10 protein-coding genes are annotated in these 17,884 nt (G+C 66.5%); 5 read left to right on the top strand and 5 right to left on the bottom strand.

The window, feature by feature from the left end; all coding sequences use genetic code 11:
- Positions 1-27: 27 nt before the first annotated feature.
- Entirely contained in the window at positions 28-2,826 is a 2,799-nt protein-coding gene (locus ASC70_RS18080; protein ID WP_056052668.1) for a TonB-dependent receptor, read from the bottom strand.
- A 372-nt stretch (positions 2,827-3,198) separates the two neighbouring features.
- Between ASC70_RS18080 and ASC70_RS18075 the strand changes: the two genes are divergently transcribed.
- From ASC70_RS18075 to ASC70_RS18065, 3 genes are read left to right on the top strand one after another with little or no spacing between them, the layout of a single operon-like run.
- Positions 3,199-4,515 (top strand): MFS transporter, encoded by a 1,317-nt coding sequence (locus ASC70_RS18075; RefSeq protein WP_056052665.1) that lies wholly within the window; start codon positions 3,199-3,201, stop codon positions 4,513-4,515.
- 2 nt (positions 4,516-4,517) lie between these two features.
- On the top strand, positions 4,518-6,362 hold the full coding sequence (locus ASC70_RS18070) for a hypothetical protein (RefSeq protein WP_056052662.1): 1,845 nt from the start codon (positions 4,518-4,520) through the stop codon (positions 6,360-6,362).
- Between the two features lie 17 nt (positions 6,363-6,379).
- Positions 6,380-7,903, top strand: coding sequence for a nitrous oxide reductase family maturation protein NosD (locus tag ASC70_RS18065; RefSeq protein WP_082539778.1), 1,524 nt, complete (start codon positions 6,380-6,382; stop codon positions 7,901-7,903).
- On the opposite strand, the gene ASC70_RS18060 is transcribed toward ASC70_RS18065, so the two are convergent.
- From ASC70_RS18060 to ASC70_RS18045, 4 genes are all read right to left on the bottom strand, one after another.
- Positions 7,900-9,465, bottom strand: coding sequence for a carboxylesterase/lipase family protein (locus ASC70_RS18060; protein ID WP_056052655.1), 1,566 nt, complete (start codon positions 9,463-9,465; stop codon positions 7,900-7,902). The two genes, ASC70_RS18065 and ASC70_RS18060, sit on opposite strands and share 4 nt — an antisense overlap.
- A gap of 61 nt (positions 9,466-9,526) precedes the next feature.
- Positions 9,527-10,435 carry a LysR substrate-binding domain-containing protein gene (locus tag ASC70_RS18055; protein ID WP_047413578.1) on the bottom strand — a complete coding sequence of 303 codons (909 nt, stop codon included), beginning with the start codon at positions 10,433-10,435 and terminating at the stop codon, positions 9,527-9,529.
- Positions 10,436-10,599: 164 nt separating this feature from the next.
- Positions 10,600-11,544: a 5-dehydro-4-deoxyglucarate dehydratase gene (gene kdgD, locus ASC70_RS18050; RefSeq protein WP_056052652.1), complete on the bottom strand. Its 945-nt coding sequence runs from the start codon at positions 11,542-11,544 to the stop codon at positions 10,600-10,602.
- A gap of 384 nt (positions 11,545-11,928) precedes the next feature.
- Positions 11,929-14,817, bottom strand: a complete 2,889-nt coding sequence (locus tag ASC70_RS18045; protein ID WP_056052649.1) for a TonB-dependent receptor — start codon at positions 14,815-14,817, stop codon at positions 11,929-11,931.
- Positions 14,818-15,298: 481 nt separating this feature from the next.
- Here ASC70_RS18045 and ASC70_RS18040 point away from each other — a divergent pair, with 481 nt between their 5' ends.
- Together ASC70_RS18040 and ASC70_RS18035 are read left to right on the top strand one after the other, a co-directional pair.
- Positions 15,299-17,068 (top strand): hypothetical protein, encoded by a 1,770-nt coding sequence (locus tag ASC70_RS18040; RefSeq protein ID WP_056052646.1) that lies wholly within the window; start codon positions 15,299-15,301, stop codon positions 17,066-17,068.
- A 102-nt stretch (positions 17,069-17,170) separates the two neighbouring features.
- Positions 17,171-17,692 carry a MarR family winged helix-turn-helix transcriptional regulator gene (locus ASC70_RS18035; RefSeq protein ID WP_056052642.1) on the top strand — a complete coding sequence of 174 codons (522 nt, stop codon included), beginning with the start codon at positions 17,171-17,173 and terminating at the stop codon, positions 17,690-17,692.
- The last annotated feature ends 192 nt before the right edge of the window (positions 17,693-17,884 follow it).

Here is a 17,884-nt window from a genome sequence, read left to right as displayed (position 1 = left end):
CCTAGGCGGGGGGAAACAGAAGGACGCCTAGAAGTTATAGCGGAGGCCGACGATGAACTGGCGGCCGCTGTGGGTGTAGACGTTCAGGCGGTTGCTATCGCCGACGTACTGATCGTTGAACTCGTCGGTCAGGTTCACGCCCTCGACCGAGAGCTTCAGGTTCTCGCGGATGTTCCAGCTGGCCTGCATGTCGACGTTCAGGGTCTCGTTGGTGCCGTGGACGGTGTTGCCGTCGCTGCCCGGAACCTGGGTCAGGTAGCCGGCGCGATAGGCCAGTGAGCCGCGCACGCTCCACTTGGGGGTCTCACAATAGAGCGTCGCATTGGCGGCGTTCTTCGATAGGCCGATCAGGTCGTTGATCACCACCGGCGCGCCCGCCGCCGACGAGGTCGGATATTCGATCTTGGAGGCGACGTAGGTGTAGTTGGCGATCACGCCGAAGTGGCTCAGCCAGCCCGGCAGGAAGGTGAAGGGCTGCTGGACGTTCAGCTCGAAGCCCTTGAGGTCGCCGCCCTTGGTGTTCACGGGCCTGGAAACCTGGAACAGCATGTCCGGCGTGGCGGTGGTGCCGGCGATCAGCGAGTCCGGCAGGCCTAGGGTGTTGTAGACGCGCTGCTCGCTCTGGGTCGCTACGAAGGTGTTGATCTTCTTGTAGAAGAAGCCGGCGGCGAACATCGCGCCCGACGATGGGTACCATTCCAGCGAGACGTCGAGGTTCTTGGACTGGGTCGGGTTCAAGTAGGGGTTGCCCGAGCTGAAGCTGCGGTTGGCGCCCTGCACCGCGACGTCGCCGCCGGGCGACAGCGAGCCGATGCCTGGACGGGCGATCGTCTTGGCGGCGCTGAAGCGGGCCACGAAGGTGTCGGTGACGTCGGCCGCCAGGTTGAACGACGGCAGGGTCAGGTCGTAGTCGCGCTTGACCTCGACGCGTTGGATCACGCCGCCGACGGCGGCGTAGCCGGCCGACTCCTGTTCGGTGTGGACGCGGCGCACGCCGGCGTCGCCGCGGAAGGGCAGGCCCAACGCCTCGAAGCGGAACTCGGCCTGGACATAGGCGCCGGTGTCCTGCTCCTCGACCGCGCCGTATTGGCCGCGGGCTGAAGTGTTGTTGGTGCCGGTCAGGGCGTAGATGCCGCTGTTGCTGTAGATGTTCAGCAGGGCGGCGTACTTGTCGATATCGGGGACCAGCCAGGCCGTGGCGTTGCCGGCCGGCATGTCCAGGCCCTTGCCGAAGCCGCTGGACACCTTTGACACCGAAGCCAGCTGGGCCGGGGTCAAGGTCTGGCTGACCGTCTCCGTGGTCCGATACAGGCCATAGCTGTCGTATTCGAACTTGCGCCAGTCGACGCCGGCCTTGAACTTGAGGTTCTGGCTGGCTTCCCACTCGCCATAGACCTTGGCGGTCGAGAACTGGTTCTCGACGAAGGTCGGGCGGAGACGCACTTCCGAGGTGCCGTTGATCGCCGACCAGTTCGCCGGGTCGGTGGCGTCGAAGCCTAGCAGGATCTGCGGGGCGCGGCCTTTGCGGAAGTCGTAGGCGTAGTTCTGGCTGTTCAGGCGGTCGAAGGTGACGATGGTCGAGACCGGCTGGGTGAAGGTCGAGTCCGCGTAGCCGGCCAGGGCGCCGACGACCAGGCGGTCACCGAAGTTGTGCTTAGCCGACAGCGTGAACTGCTTGAACTCGGTGTTCAGCTCGTCATAGGCCGATTGGGTGCGCAGATCGACATTGTCCATCCGGGCATAGACCAGATTGCCGTTCTCGACGACGCCGTCGCGGATGATCGTCTCCGGCTTGCCGGTGGTGGCGCGCGAAAGGCCGATGGCCTGCAGCTGGGCTTCCTTCCGCTTGCCTTCCAGATAGGCGTAGAGCGCATCCAGCGTGATCTCGGTGTTGGCGTCCGGCTTGAACTGGATGGAGCCGGCCAGGCCCGTGCGCTTGTTCTGAATGTCGTAGCTGACATAGGCCGGGATGCGCGGGGCGAAGATCCCGGTGGTCGTGTTGGTGTTGTTGATCTGGGCCAGGGTGTAGCCCGGCACCGTCGAGGCCGCGTTGAAGCCGCCGTTGCTGCCGCCGACGGCCCAACGGGTGATGTTGGCGCCTTCTTCCTTCAGGTGGCGCTCTTCGTAGGCGGCGGAGATCAGGACGCCCAGCTTGCCGTCGAAGAAGGTGCGGCTGGCCAGGGCGGAGACGCGCGGCGTGGTCTTCTCGGACAGGTCATTGTAGCTGGCGCCCGCCGACAGCACGAGCTGCGGCTTGCGGCTGTCGAAGGCGCGCGAGGTGTTCAGGTCGACCGTCGCGCCGAGCGAGCCCTCCTCGACATCGGCCGAGGCGGTCTTGCGCACCGCGATGCTGTTGAAGAGGTCCGAGGCGAAGACGTTGAAGTCAAAGCCGCGACCCCGGTTGGTGCCGCCGCTGTTGGCGGTGCCGCCGGTGGTGGAGATGGCCTCCATGCCGTTGATGCGGACGCGGGTATACTCCGAACCGAGGCCGCGAACGGTAATCTGGCGGCCTTCGCCGTTGATGCGCGAGATCGAGACGCCGGGGATGCGCTGCAGCGACTCCGCCAGGTTCAGATCGGGGAACTGAGCGATATCCTCGGCCTTGATGGCGTCGACGACGCCGCTCGAGTTGCGCTTGATGTTCATCGCGCTCTGCAGGCTGGCGCGGAAACCGGTTACCACAACAGCTTCGACTTCGTCGGAAGCGGGCGCGGCCGGAGCGGCTTCTTGAGCGGCGGCGGCGGCGGCGGTCGCCAGGGTCAGGGCCAGGGCCGAGGCGCTGAACGCCAGAACGGCGCGCGCGGCGGGTTTGCGATTGATCGACATGGTTGCCTCCCAGTTGCCCGCATTCGCGGGTCCTTTTCGTGCCGAAGGCGGTCGAGCCCCCTTCTTTGTTGGCCTCAGGATAGGAGCGCCTGTTCGTCCAGGGCCAATCCCAATCGGGTATGAACCAATGCGCATTCGGCACGGATGGCCGGATGATCCTGGCCGGTAGACCGGTTTCTGGCCGCGTTTCATCGAAAATCGATCGTGCCAAAGGCCGCCTGGAGGCGGTTCCGATACGGAAACCGCACCGATCCATGTCTCCCGTGGATTGGTCGATAGGCGAATTGACTTAGACCTTCCTCCCGGGCGCCTCTAGCGTCGCCGGGATAGACGCCGACGGCAGATCGGCTCTCGAACAGGGAAGAGGCGCGTATGACCGACACCACCAAGCGAACGCGGGTGCGCTGGCTGATCATCGCGGTGCTCTTCATCATCACCACGATCAACTACGCCGACCGCGCAACCTTCTCGATCGCCGGCCAATCGGCGTCGAAGGAACTGGGCCTCGATCCGGTGGCGATGGGCTACATCCTGTCGGCTTTCGCCTGGGCCTATGTCCTGGGGCAAATTCCCGGCGGGGCGCTGCTGGACCGGTTCGGCTCCAAAAAGATCTACACGATCGCCCTGGTGGCCTGGTCGGCTTTCACCGCCTTGCAGGGCTTCGCCGGCTTCTTCACCGGCCTGACGGTCGTGATCGTGCTGTTCGCCATGCGCTTCGCCGTGGGCTTGGCGGAGTCGCCGTCCTTCCCCGCCAATGCCCGCATCGTCGCCGCCTGGTTCCCGGGGCCTGAGCGCGGCACGGCCTCGGCGATCTTCAACTCGGCCCAGTACTTCTCACTGGTGGCTTTCGCGCCGCTGATGGGCTGGCTGGCGCATATGTTCGGCTGGCGCTCGGTGTTCTGGGTGATGGGCGCGGTCGGCGTCGTGGCGGCGCTCTTCTTCGTCAAGCTGATCCACAGCCCGCTGGCCCATCCGGCGGTCAACAAGGCTGAGATCGACTACATCGAAGCCGGCGGCGGCTTGGTGCGGATGGAGGAGGCCTCGACCGCGAACGGGGCGGCCTTCACCTGGCCCAATGTCAAGCAGGTGCTGTCCAGCCGCATGCTGCTGGGCGTCTATCTGGGTCAGTACTGCATCAATGTGCTGACCTATTTCTTCGTCACGTGGTTTCCGATCTATCTGGTCAAGGATCGCGGCCTGTCGATCCTGCAGGCCGGCTTCACCGCCGCTTTGCCGGCGCTGTGCGGCTTCGCCGGCGGCCTACTGGGCGGCATGATCTCGGACAGCCTGCTGAAAAAGACCGGCAATCTCGACATCGCCCGCAAGACGCCGCTGCTGCTGGGCATGGTGCTGGCCACCTGCATCATCCTCTGCAACTACGTCGAGCAGGAGTGGCTGGTTATCGTGATCATGGCCGCGGCGTTCTTCGGCAAGGGCGTCGCCTCGCTGGGCTGGGCGGTGGTGGCCGACACGTCGCCCAAGGAGATGGCGGGCGTCACCGGCGGCATCTTCAACACCTTTGGCAACGTCGCCGGCATCGTGACCCCGATCGTCATTGGCTACATCGTCAAGGCCACGGGCTCGTTCGACGGGGCGCTGATCTTCGTCGGCGTCCACTGCGTGATCACCATCCTGGCCTATTTCCTGATCGTCGGAAAAATCCAGCGACTGGAATTGAAGGCCGCGTAAGCATGACGACTCGACGCCACGTCCTGGCCGGCGCCTCGGCCCTAGTCTTCGCCGCCCTTGGTCGTCCTGCCTTCGCCGCGCCGGTCCTGACCGTCTCGACGCCGATGGCTCCGCCCGAATGGGCGCTGCTGGAGCGCGAGCTGCTGAAGGCCAACGAGGAGGCCTGCGCCGCCTTCTTCGCCCGCTATTTCGACGACCGCGGCTATCTGCTGGCGGTTGAGCGCTGGGGCGCCAACGACGGTCCCGACGACGCCATCGAGAACGTCAACGACTGGCCGACCCTGCACGCGCTGGGCGCTGGCGACCAGGTTATGGCCATGGCCAAGAAGGCGTTCGAGGGCAATGTCCGCCAGTATACGGCGGCGAAGACCAAGGACGTGCCGTTCGCGCGGGACGGCATGTACTTCAAGGAATTTCCGGTCATGACCGACTGGCAGCACCTCTCCGAGGGGCTGTCGGTGTTCAACCTGCTGGGCCTGTCGGACCCGCACGACCCGCGCTATCGCGATCGGGTGAAGCGGTTCTCGGGATTCTACATGGCCGAGGATCCGGGCGCGCCGAACTATGATCCCAAGCGGAAGATCATCCGCAGCATGATCACCGGCAGCCGGGGTCCGATGCTGCGCCAGGCCACGCCCCTCGATTGGGCCGGCGATCCGTTCGACGTCACCAAGTTCTACATGGAGCATGGCGAGCGCAGCTACGAGGAGACGCTGGGACACTACGCCGAGTATGGCGACGTCATCGGCGACGCGCCGTTGAACCTGCAGGCCACCAGCCTGGTGCTGAACGCCTACATGCTGGATCAGGAGCCGAAATACCGCGACTGGATCGTGTCGTATGTCGACGCCTGGGTCGATCGGGCCAAGGCCAATGGCGACGTCCTGCCCAGCAAGATCGGCCTGGACGGCAAGATCGGCGGGCCCAAGGGCCAGTGGTGGAGCGGGACCTACGGCTGGGGCTTTTCGCCGCTCGTGCCGCAGACCGGCAAGCGTGAGGACCGCAACCGTGTGCCGCGCGCCGTGGTCGGTTTCCTGAACGCCTACCTGCTGACCGGCGACGACAAGTATCTCGACGTCTGGCGCCGCCAGAACGACGTGATCAACGCCCAGAAGAAGGTCGTCGACGGCAAGGTCATGACCCCGCGCATGTACGGGCCCAAGGGCTGGTACGGCTATGCGCCCGGCGAGTACCGGCAGAACGGGCTCGAGATCTGGTACATGTCGCAGAAGCCTTCGGACCGCGCCCGGGCGGCCGAGCATCCGTGGGTCTCGTATCTGGAGGGCAAGGACGCCGGTTATCCGGTGAAGGCCTTACGGGCCGACCTCGAACGGGTCCGGGCGCGCGCCCAGGCCCAGCGCGACGACCGCACCTCGCCAGATACGCGCCTGGCCGACGCCACCCTGGACATCAATCCGGCCAGCGTCACGGCCTTGATCCACCTGATGGAGGGCGGCATCAACATCGCCCGGCCGCCCTGGTCGGGCACTTCGCCGGCGCAGGGTGGGGCGCTGCACTACGCCCGCTTGCGCTACTTCGATCCCGAGCGGCGCCGCGCCGGTGTGCCCGAGGACGTCGCGGCTCTGGTCGAGAAGCTGGGCGAAGACGACACGGTCGTCACCCTGGTCAACACGAACCAGGTCGCCGCGCGAACCGTGACGGTGCAGGGCGGCGCCTATGCCGAGCACCAGGTCCTGAGCGTCGCGATCGGCGATGCGCCGGCCGCGCCGGTCGATTCTTCGGCATTCACGTTGCGGCTCGCGCCCGGCGCCGGCGCGCGGCTGACGCTGAGAATGAAGCGGTATACGAACGCCCCGACCCTGAGCTTCCCCTGGGACAGGGCGTAGTTCGCGAGGAGGGATTGATGACGGGCACGGCTTCACGATGGGTGATGTTGGCGGCGCTGGTGGCTGGGCCCGCCTGGGCGCAGACGCCTGACCCGAAGCCGATCGCGGCCGTGGCCGCCGGTGGTCCGGCGACCACCGGGGCCGAGACGACGCTTCTGTTGGTTGACCGCGAAGTCGATGACGAAGCTCAGGGCTCACTGCGCTGGGCGGTGGCGACCAGCAATGCCGAACCAGGCCGCTATCGCATCGAGATCATCGCGCCGCGCATCGTGTTGAAGTCGGCCCTGCCGCCGATCAAGGGGCCGGTGGCGATCGAAGGCCAAGCCTTCGCGCATTCGGGCGGCCACAACGTCATCGACGGGGCGGGCTACCTGCCGCGCGACCTGAAGTCCTGTCCCGGCATGGTCTCGGGCCAGTACGGAACCAATGTCCGCACCGCCAGCAATCCGGGCTTCGCCTTGGTCGACACCAAGGGTGTGATGCTGCGGGGCCTTGAAATCCGGGGCTTCTGCATCGGGGTCCTGGTGCTGCGGACGTCCAATGCGGTCATCGCCGACAACTTGATCGTCCGCAACATCGGCGGCGCCGGGGTGATGCTCAGCGGCGACGACGGCAAGGGCGGCTCGACCTCGAACACGACGCTGGACAACAAGGTGCTGCGCAACACCTTCCTGGAGAACGGCGACGGCCTGGAGCTGACACGTGGCGCGGCCTTCAACCTGATCGCCGACAATGTTTTCGACGGCGGGACCGACAATCTGGAACCCTCGCAGGGCATCGAGATCCTGTGGGGCAACGACAACACGGTCGTTCGCAACCGGTTCGTCCGCTATTCCGATGGCCTTCAGCTGAACTGGGGCGCGCGCAACTACATCGCGGCCAACACCTTTCGCGAGAACGCCTTCGGGGTCAGCGTCACGGGCGCCGGCAACATGGTCGAGGGCAACGACATCCGCGGCAACGGGATCGGCGTCGCGGTACGGCCCGAAGCCAAGGTCTCCGCCAACCGGATCAGCCAGAACGCGATCGCCGGCAATGGCCTGCCCATCATGCGCTGCTCAGCGGGCGGCTCCTGCGATCCGAAGATGGCTCGGGGCGGCATCGTCATTGGCCCGCCCGGGCTGGAGCACGGCAGCTTCGTCGGCTCGCGCGGCATGGGCGTGGTGTTCGACAAGGCTGGCGCGGCGGTGATCTGCCTGAACCAGGACGACCCGGCCAGTTGCCACGCATTGCCACAGTTTGGGCTAGGGCCGCCCAGCCTCTCGGTCGTGCGGCCGGTTGGCGGAAAGCTCTCGGTGAAGGGCGTGTTGCAAGGTCCTGCGGCGAGCTTGGTCACCGTCGAGGTGTTCGGCGGCAAGGCCGGAACCGCGGAGGGCGAGCGCTATCTGGGCTCTATCCAGGTCGTGACCGACGGGCAGGGCAACGCGGCCTTCGTCGGCGAGGTCAAGGGCGCGGCGGCCGGCTCGGCGATCACCGCGACCAGCACCACGGCCGCCGGCGCCAGCTCGGCCTTCTCGAAGCCCGTCGCGCTCGCCCGCTAGGTTCCCTCCTTCAGGAACGGCGCGACCGAGAACAGCTCGCGCTCCGCCTTGCGAGGATCGTCGACCATGGCCGAGGTCTGGTTGATCACCAGGGTGGGACGGCGGGGCAGGGTGTACTTCTCCCAAGCCGGGATCGCCGCGCAGTTCGGGTCGCCCGTCCGCGCGAACGAGACGAAGGCCGCGCTCATCTGGTCGCGGACCTTCTGGGCGGCGGGACCGGTCCCGGTCATCGACCCCTTGGCGCCCAGCGTGCCGAACACCAGGGCGATGTCGTAGCTGTGATAAGCGCCCATCTTCGGATCGGTCTGGGCCCCGAAGTCCAGTTGGTACATCCAGGCCGGAGCGCCGATCTTCGCCCGCTGTTCGGCCTGTATCAGGTGACCGGGCCATGAGCGCCCCGCCGTGGTCGCGGCGAAGAACACGTCCGAGGGGCTGTAGTTCGGATAGAGCTCTCGATAGCGGGCGATGATGTGCTCGGGCGCGACGTCCAGGACGAGTTCGCCTTCCATCCGGCCGGGCAGCTCCTCCCAGGTCAGGGCGAAGTTCTTGGGATCGCCGCCGAGGAAGGCCTTGGTCTCGTCGTGAGTGTTGCCGATGATCATCGGGACGTGGCCACTCTCGCGCGGCGCGTCCGGATAGAACGGATGGCGGGCCAGGACGCCGTGGTCGACAACCGACCAGAACAGGATCGAGCCCTTGCGTTCCAGCGGATCGCGCATCTTCAAGGCTTCGACCAGCCGCGCGGCCGGCAAGGTCTTGAGCGCTTCGGTCTGGTCGGGCTTTAGGCCCAGTTTTTCCATGAAGGCGCGGGCCCGGATCGTCGCGTGGATCGGGCCCATGGCGGTGACGTGCTGGCCGCTCATCGTCGCGACCTTGTGGTAGAGGCCCGCCGCGCGCGGCGTGGCCATCAAGGTCACCAGCTTGGCGCCGCCGCCTGACTGGCCGAAGGTCATGACGTTGCCAGGATCGCCGCCGAACGCGGCGATGTTGTCGCGCACCCATTGCAGGGCCAGGATCAGGTCGAGATTGCCGACATTGCCGCTGTCGGCCAGTTCAGGGCCGCCCAGGCGCGCCAAGTAGGCGTAGCCAAAGCAGTTGAGGCGATGATTCACGGTGACCACGACGACGTCGTAGGTCTTGGCCAGCCAGGTTCCATCGTAGAGCGGACTGGAACCCGAGCCATTCGCATGAGCGCCGCCGTGGACATAGAACAATACCGGCCGCTTGCGTCCGTCCGCTAACCCCGGCGTCCAGACATTGAGGAACAGGCAGTCCTCGCTGGTCCCTTCCTCGGTCTTGGTCTGGGGGCTGGCCGGACCGTAGGCGAGGGCGTCGGCGATTCCTTTCCAGGGCTGGGCTGGCTGGGCCGGCTGGAAGCGGCGCGGGGCGGTGTCGGCGCCGTAGCGGACGCCTTTGAACACCTTGATCCCGTCGATTTCGGCGCCGCGCACCCGTCCGGCCGTGGTTGTCGCGACCGGAGCGGAGCGGCCGATGGCGTTGACCCTGGGGGCGGCCGCCAGCGCGGCGGCTCCGGCCAGAACGGCGCGGCGATCGACGGCCATGTTTTCTCTCCCGGTCTTGTCGTCGTTGGGCCGCGGCCCGCCGAGGGAGAGACGACGCGCGTCAGCGCGCGTCCGGCTCCGTCGGCGAGGCCTCGGCCAGGCAAAGGTCGATGAAGGCCTGCAGGATCGGGCTCTCGTTGTCCTTGCGCCAGGCCATGTAGAGCTCGACCGGCCGGTCCGGCGTGGTGGCCACCGGCCGGAACTGCACGTCGTCGAAGTGCAGGCTCATGGCCGCCTCGGGCACGATCGCCGCGCCCAGACCCGCGTGGACCAGGGCCAGCATCGAGTGGATCTGGGTGACGTGCTGGACGTAGTTCGGCGCGACGCCATTGGCGTCGAACAGCGTCGTCAGCATGTTGTAGAAATAGCCCGCGCCCTCGGGCGAATACATGATCAGCGGCGCGCCGTCGAAGTCGGCCAGCGTCAGGGAAGCCTTGGCCAAGCGCGCGTCGCCCGTGGGCAGGGCCGCGACCAGCGGTTCGGACAATACGCGGGCGGTGGCGAACTCGACCCGCTCCATCGGCGGGCGGACCAGGCCGATGTCGATACGGCCGGTCAGTAGAGCCTCGACCTGCTCGCGGGTGACCATCTCACGCAAGGTGAGATCAGCATTGGGGAGTCGGGCCTTGGACAGGATCACCAGCTGCGGCAGGAAATTATAGCCCGAGGCGGCGGTGAACCCGATGGCGATCTGGCCGGCTTCGCCGCTGGCGATGCGGCGCGTGGCCAGGGCCGCGCTCTCGGCCAGCCGTAGGATGCGGCGCGCCTCGAGCAGGAAGGCGCGGCCGGCGGGGGTCAGGCGCACCGAGCGGCTGGTGCGGTCCAGCAGGGTGACGCCCAGGATCCGCTCCAACAGCTGGACCTGCCGGCTGAGCGGCGGCTGCGTCATGTTCAGCCGCTGGGCGGCGCGTCCGAAGTGCAGCTCCTCGGCGGTGGCCACGAAGCAGCGCAGTTGGCTCAGCTCGAACATCGGAAAGCGCCCGTTCACAACACCCTGAAGGCGCGAAGCTAGACGCTCGTTCGGGCCGATCGCCAGCGCCTTCTTACCGGGCAGGGGTGTGAATGCGTTCATCGTGGGCGCGAGGTCCTGCGATCAGGGTCGATGCGTCGTGAGCATCGACCCTGATCCGGCGCTCACCCGGCGGCCGCGCGGCGCTGGTCGCCGGGCTGCACACGAGCGATCAGGCCCTGCAGCTCACCGAACTCGGCCGGGGTCAGCTCCGTGAGCGGCAGGCGCACCGGACCGGCGTCGCGACCGATGGCCTTCATGCCGGCCTTGACGATCGAGACGGCGTAGCCTTTGCCGCGATTGCGCAGGGTGATGTAGGGCAGGACGAAGTCGCGCAGGCCGATCATGACGGCTTCGCGGTCGCGGGCCCGCACCGACTTGTAGAAAGACAGGGCCCACTCTGGCAGGAAGTTGAAGATGGCCGACGAATAGGTCGTCACGCCCATCTCCAGATAGGGGAGGGCGAAGGTCTCGGCCGTCGGCAGGCCGCCGATATAGGTCAGGCGGTCCCCCATGCGGGCATAGACCCGCATCATCAACTCGAGATCGCCGACGCCGTCCTTGAAGCCGACGAGGTTCGGATTGCGGTCGCAAAGCTGCTCGAGGGTGTCCTCGTTGATGATCGCGTTGTCGCGATTGTAGACGATGACGCCCAGCTTGGTGGACCTGCAGACCGCCTCGATGTGGCCGGCGAGGCCATCCTGGGTGGCGTTGGTCAGGTAGGGCGGCAGCAGCAGCACGCCGTCCGCGCCGGCGGCCTCGGCGTCGCGCGCCAGGTCGGTGGCGATGGCCGTGCCGTAGCCGCAGCCGGCGATGACGGGGATCTTGCCGGCGGTCTCGGCGACGGCGGCGCGGACAACCTGGCCGACTTCCTGCGGGCGCAGCGAGAAGAACTCGCCCGTGCCGCCGGCGGCGAACAGGCCGGCCAGATCGCGCTCCAGCATCCAGCCGCAGTGCTCGCGGTAGGGCGTCTCCAGAAATTGGTGCTGATCGTCGAAATGAGTGACGGGAAACGACAGCAGGCCGCCGCCGAGCTGGCGGGCCATTTCCGTCGGCGACATTCGGCTCATGAAGTCCTCTCCGAGCGGCGGCGCTCGTCTCGGGTCGTCCCGGGAGGCCGCTTGTTGATCATCACGGTAGAGAGGGCCGAGGTCGCGGTCTAAGCCAAAGGCGCTATCGACCGATACAGGATTTGGCTTGATGTGGAAGAAGGCGCCGGTTCCCGCCTGAGGCGAGCTTGCCTGTGGATAGAATCACAAGGCAGCTTGAGTGTCAGTTGCTTGAGGGGCGTTCCATGGTGGCGTTAGGCAAGGCCAAGGGTTGGCTGGTTCGAAATTTCACGAGCAGCTTGCTGCTCGGATGGCTGGTGATCGCGGTCGTGGGCTGCACCGCCATAGGCGGCTGACCCGCCTCGATCCGTATGGGGACCAAGGCGGGCCGTTTCACGCCGTTCGCTAGAAGCGGACGCGCAGCCCCACGAAGTACTGGGGCCCGCTCTCGCTGACCTCGGTGATCGAGTCCTCGCCGGCCTTGTACATGATGTCCCGCGCGGCGGTGACGTTCAGGGCCTGCAGCTTTAGCTGGACATGCTTGGTCAGGTCGTACTGGGCCGAGAGGTTCAGGATGCCCGAGCCGCGGACGCTGCGGTTGGTGCCGCTGTTGGGCTTGGAATAGTCCGAACGATAGCGGTACGAGGCGCGCAGCTGCAGCTTGCTGCCTTCCCAGTAGATCGAGCCGTTGACGTTGTGCTTCGACAGGCCCCGCAGGTTGGCCGGATCGACATAGGGGGCGACGGTCGACGGGTCGGGGAATTCGAAATCGGCCTTGGCGTAGTTGTAGCCGATGGTCGCGCCGAGGCCGTCCAGCGGCTTGGGCAGCATGCTGAACACATAGCTGCCGGTCGCCTCGAAGCCATACAGGTGGCGCGTTTCCGGGTCGTTGGCCGGTGCGACGGCGTTGAACTCGACGAGCTGGCCGTTGGCGATGATCGAGGTGGTGAACGGCTGCACCGCGTCGAAGGCCGCGCCCTTGACCCACTTGTAGTAGGTCGCGAACGACAGGGCGCTTTCCGGCGTCAGGTAGAACTCCAGCGAAGCGTCGAGATTCCAGCTCTCCAGCGGCTTCAGCTTCGGATTGCCGGTGTTCGATCTGGCCAGCGCGCCCTGGACCGTGGTGGCCGTGGCGTCGACGACCGGCGTGATGCCGACGTTGAACTCCTCGATCCCCACCCGGGCGATGGCGCGCGAGCCCGCGAAGCGCAGGCGGGTCTTGTCATTGAGGTCGAAGTTCACGTTCAGGCTGGGCAGCCAGTAGTGGTACTTGCCTTCGCCCTCGACGGTCGAGATCGTGCCGGCCACGGTGGTCACCGTGGCGATCGAGCCGCCGACCGACGGGATCACCAGCACTTCGGAGCGATAGCCGGTCGACTCGACCTTGGTCGTCACATAGCGCAGGCCCATGTTGCCGCTGACCGGGAGTCCGCCGACCTCGGAGCGGAACTGCCCCATCACATAAAGCGCGCCGATCTTTTCGGTAACGTCGGTGTCCTCGGGACCGCGGCTGTCGGCCAGCAGCGGATTGGTGTCGCGGCCGGTATAGGCGCGGAACAGGCAACTATTGTCGAACTGGGCCCAGGATCGGATGTTGGTCTGGGATTCCTTCATGAACCGCGTGGTGGCGTAGGGAACGCGGCAGTTGGCGTTGGCCTGAGCCACGATCTGGGCGGCGGTCAGGCCGTCGCGCGCGATCGGAATGGCCACGTCGCTGTTGTTGTTGGCGTCGGTCTTGCGGGTGTGGACCGAGTAGCGGAAGCCGCCGCTCAGGGTGTGGAAGAAGCCTTCGCCCAGGTCGTACTTGCCGTCCAGGCGCACGGCGCTGATGGCGTCCTTGCGGTCGGTGACCAGGCGATAGCGGGCGTAGTTGGTGTTGGCGGCCGGGACCGCGCTGACATAGTTGGCCGGATCGTTGACGTCGAAGCCGACGAAGCTGACCTCGGGAACCACGTCGTTCGTGCCGTCCAGCGTGTAGACCACGCGGCGGCCCGATCGCATGTTGGTGGCCTTCTGCAGCTCGGTGCGATGCGATTTCGAATACGAGAGATCGCCGTTCAGGGTCAGCTTGTCGCCGGTCCAGGTCGTGGCCAACCCGCCGCCGACATATTCCTCTTCCCGCAGGCGATCCTCGAGCTGGATCTCCAGGTTCGAGTTGCCCGTGTACTTGATCAGCGCGCCGTCGCTGTAGTCGTTGCCCTGGCCGCCGATGATCAGCGGCTGCACGCCGCGCGCGGCTTCGGTGATCGCGAACTGGTTGCGGTTTTCGAGGCTGGAACGCTTGGAGTACTGGCCGTCCAGCACGAAATCGAGCTGGTGGTTCGGTTGCCACTGCAGGGCGCCGATGACGCCGTCGCGGATCTCGCTGGTGTTGATCTGGCGGAAGGTCCGCGAGGTGGTGGCGAAGTAGAGCGGCGACTCGTTGGTCCCGGCCTGGTTGGCCGCCGAGAGGGTCGGGCGCACCGCGCAGTTGAAGCTGGTCCCCGCAGCTGTCTGGGCCGCCGCCGTGCCTGTGATCAGCGTCGGGTCCTTGGCCGAGGTGCTGCACGGGATGAACGACGAATTGGTGCTGTAGTAGTCTTCGGGCTGGGCCTGGTCCTGGTGCTGCCAGCCGATCGAGACGCCGACGCGGCCCAGCTTGGTGTCCCAGCGGTCGGTGGCCGAGATATTGTAGCGGTAGCCCAGGCCGTCGCGGCCGCGAATGGCGGCGTCCTTGGGCAGGTAGACTTCGCGGAACTCGGCTTGGATGCGCGGCTTGGACTCAAGCGGACGGATCGAGCGCAGGTTGATGACGCCGGCGATGCCGCCCTCGGCCATGTCGGCCTGCTGGGTCTTGTAGACCAAGACGCCGTTGACCAGCTCGGACGGGAACTGCTGGAACGCGACCGAACGGTCGGGGCCGGCGGTCGAAACCTCGCGGCCGTTGAAGGTGGAAAAGCTCAGCGTCGGGCCAAGACCTCGGACGGACAGCTCGTTGGCGTTGCCCTTGAAGCGGTCGGCGGTGACGCCGGTGATGCGCTCCAATGTGTCGCCCACCGAGTTGTCGGGCAGGGCGCCAATCTCGTCATTGACGATGGCGTCGACCACCGTCTCGGTGTTGCGCTTGGTGGCCAGCGAGTTGCGCTGGGTGGCGCGAATACCTGTGACGACCAACTCTTCAACCTGCGCCGGCGCGGGCTCGGCGGCGGGCGGGGTGGTCGTGGCTTGGGCGGTCGCGACGGCCGGAATGGCGGCGGCCAGAGCGGCCGAGGCGAAGAGCGCGGCGCGAAGCGGATGCGTGGAGCGTGCGAGCATTGTGACCTCCCCTAGGTTGCGCTCGTGAAGCGAGCGTCGTTGCGAGCGTGAGCTTTGTCAGATCGTGACACCGGTGACAAGAGTGGTATGACCAAATTTGCGGCCGCTGGTCGCCAGGGCCGCCGGGCAAGCTCGTCTAAGCGAGATGGCTTGACCGGTTTCGTGGTGGAGAGGTCGTAAAATGTACTACAAATAGCGAAAAGCGGGTCCGAGGAGTGGTCGGAGCCGAAATTGGTCTGCCCTTGCCGTTAAGCTTTGAGAAAATTGGTATGGCCAAAATGGCCTTCGACGCTCATTGTCAGGCCCTGAAGAGGGCCACCCAAGGCTCGAGGAAGGTTGGCCGATGCCGGATGAGTTGACCACGGGCCCATCTCGGCGAGGCATGTTGGGCCTTTCGGCGGCGACGGTTCTGGCCCCATCCTTGTCCGAGGCTTCGGGGAGATCGGCGGTCCGCGCGGATCTTCAACCGTATGCGAGCCTGTTGAAGACCTGGTGCGACGGCCTGCTGGGACGGCAGGTCGCGGGGCTGGTTGGCCAGGGCGCCAACGGCGGCTTCCTGTGCCCGGGGTGCGGCATGATCCACGGCCGCAGCGCCGACGCCGTCTATCCGCTATTGCGCATGGCCCGAAGCAGCGGTGACGCACGCTACGTGCAGGCGGCCAAGGCGGTTCAGGACTGGAGCGAGCGCAACGTCAGCCGCGCCGACGGCGGTTGGGTCAATGACGTCTTCCTCAACGACTGGAAGGGCACGACCGTCTTCCGCGCAACCGCTCTAGCCGAGGCGCTGATCCATCACGGCGACCTGCTGGACGCCAGGACAAGGCAGGCGTGGCGCGCCCGCCTGGCGGCGGCCTACGACTTTCTCGTCGGCTACATGACGATGGACACCGGCAACATCAACTATCCGGTCTCGTCCGCCTACGCTTTCTTGCTCGGCGCCGAGGTCTTCGAGCGGCCCGATTACGAGACCAGGGCGCGCGAGTTCGCCCACGCGTGCCTCGACTATTTCACCCCGAACGGCCTGGTATTCGGCGAAGGCCATCCTCAGCGCGGCCGGACGCCGAAGGGCCGGTCGCCGGTCGACCTCGGCTATAATGTCGAGGAATCCCTGCCGGCCCTGGCGATGTACGCATTGCGCACCGGGGACAAGGCGGTTCTCGACCAGACACTGGTCGCCCTACGCGCTCACATGGAGTTCATGCTGCCGGACGGCGGTTGGGACAACAGCTGGGGAACGCGGAACTTCAAATGGACGTGGTGGGGCAGCCGCACCAGCGACGGCTGCCATCCGGCCTATCGTCTGCTGGCCGAGCACGACCCGCGCTTCGCCGAGGTCTCGACCCGCAACCTGGCCCAAATGGCGGCCTGCACGCACGACGGCCTGCTGCACGGCGGTCCGCACTATCGTGAGCAGGGTTACCGCCCCTGCATCCACCATACCTTCGCCCATGCCAAGGCGCTGGCGGCGGTGATTGACCTGGCCAAGTCCGCACCGGTCGCGCGAGAGACGCTGCCCCGCGACACGCCCTACGGCTTGAAGCCGTTTCCCGAGATTGGAACCCATCTGGCGTCCGTCGGCCCGTGGCGCGCGACGTTCACGGACTACGATTTCGACTACATGGCGCCGGCCGGCGGCGGTCATGCGTCAGGCGGCGCGCTATCGCTGCTGTATCATCAGACGCTCGGGCCGGTCCTGGCGGCCAGCATGACCCGCTACAAGGCGGTCGAGATCACCAACCAGCAGGCGCCAATCGACGCCACCCATCAGCCGCTGACCCCGCGCATCGAGCTGGTGCAGGGCAAGGACGTCTTCACCAGCCTGGCGGACCTCGCCGCCGACATGACGGTCGAGGGCGATGCGCAACGGGTGCGGGTCATCGCGCGCGGCCGTCTTCTCACGCCCGAAGGACGGGGCCCGGACACCGCCGTGACCTACACACTTGGGTATGAGCTAACGCCGAGTGGTCTCGTCCTGACCGCCACCGTCCTGGGCTTGGGGCCAGGCCAAGTCGCGCGGCTGATCGCGCCGATCATCGCGCGGCGGAACGAGGCGACGGCCCAGCCGGACGCGCGTAGCTTCCTGGTGTCTCGCGCGGCGGGGCGGATTGTGGTCCGGAGCGCCGAGCACGATTTCGAGCCGCTCGTCGTTCCGCGTATCTTCAACCTCGTGCCGGGGTTCCAGGCCGCGCCGCTGACCATCGCTCTGACAGGCGGCCATGCGGCACGGCTGGAGGTCTCGGCCCAGACCTAGACTATGGCGCCTTTGCAACGTGGTTAAGAAACTCGCGGAACGACGTCATCTGAAAGCCCGGTTCTTGCGTTGAAAGTTAACTGGGGACGCCGGAAGCCGCCTTTGTCGCTCGATATCGACGATCTGAACCGACTTCTGTTCCAAACGGAACAGGCTCGCCGCCTGCTGGTCGGCGATCGATTGAGCGCATACGGCATCGTCTTCGGCCAATGGGTCGTGCTCGACGCGCTGTTCAAGGAAGGGCTTTCGTCGATGACCGCCTTGGCCGCTGTCATAGGCGCGGATCGCACGACCTTGACCCGCACGATCGACAGCCTGGTGGCGGCTGGCTACGTCGATCGCAAGACCCCCGTCGAGGATCGACGGTTGGTCGTGGTCGACCTGACCCCGAGCGGCCGGACCTTGGTGGAACGCGTGTTGGCGGGCCTCGCGCCGACCCACGAGACCGTGTTCGCGGGCTTCTCACGTCAGGACCTCGACACCCTATCGGTCTTTCTTGCCCGGTCGCTGGCCCAGATAAAGCTGGCCGCCGCTGAAGGTCCAAGGCCCAAGGCGCTTCCCCGGCTGGAGCGGGGCAGGTTGCGCGCCGGCGAGGCGCGGGGGCGTTCGCGCCCCCGGCCCTAGCTCGACCTCGGCCACGACCTGACCGGCCTCGTCGAGGACCAGCATCCGCCACGGGCCGGGCTTGTCGAAGGCTTCGGGATAGTCTCGCACGAGCGCCGCGCCCAGCCGCCAAGCTTCGCGCCTGGCTTCGTCGAGATTGCGCAGCAGCACGCCTTCCGGATCGGGAAAGTGTTCAGGCGAGACGACCTCGAA

Source organism: Caulobacter sp. Root343 (genome assembly GCF_001425745.1).
Classification (GTDB): Bacteria; Pseudomonadota; Alphaproteobacteria; order Caulobacterales; family Caulobacteraceae; genus Caulobacter.
This window is presented reverse-complemented; position numbering and strand designations above follow the sequence as displayed.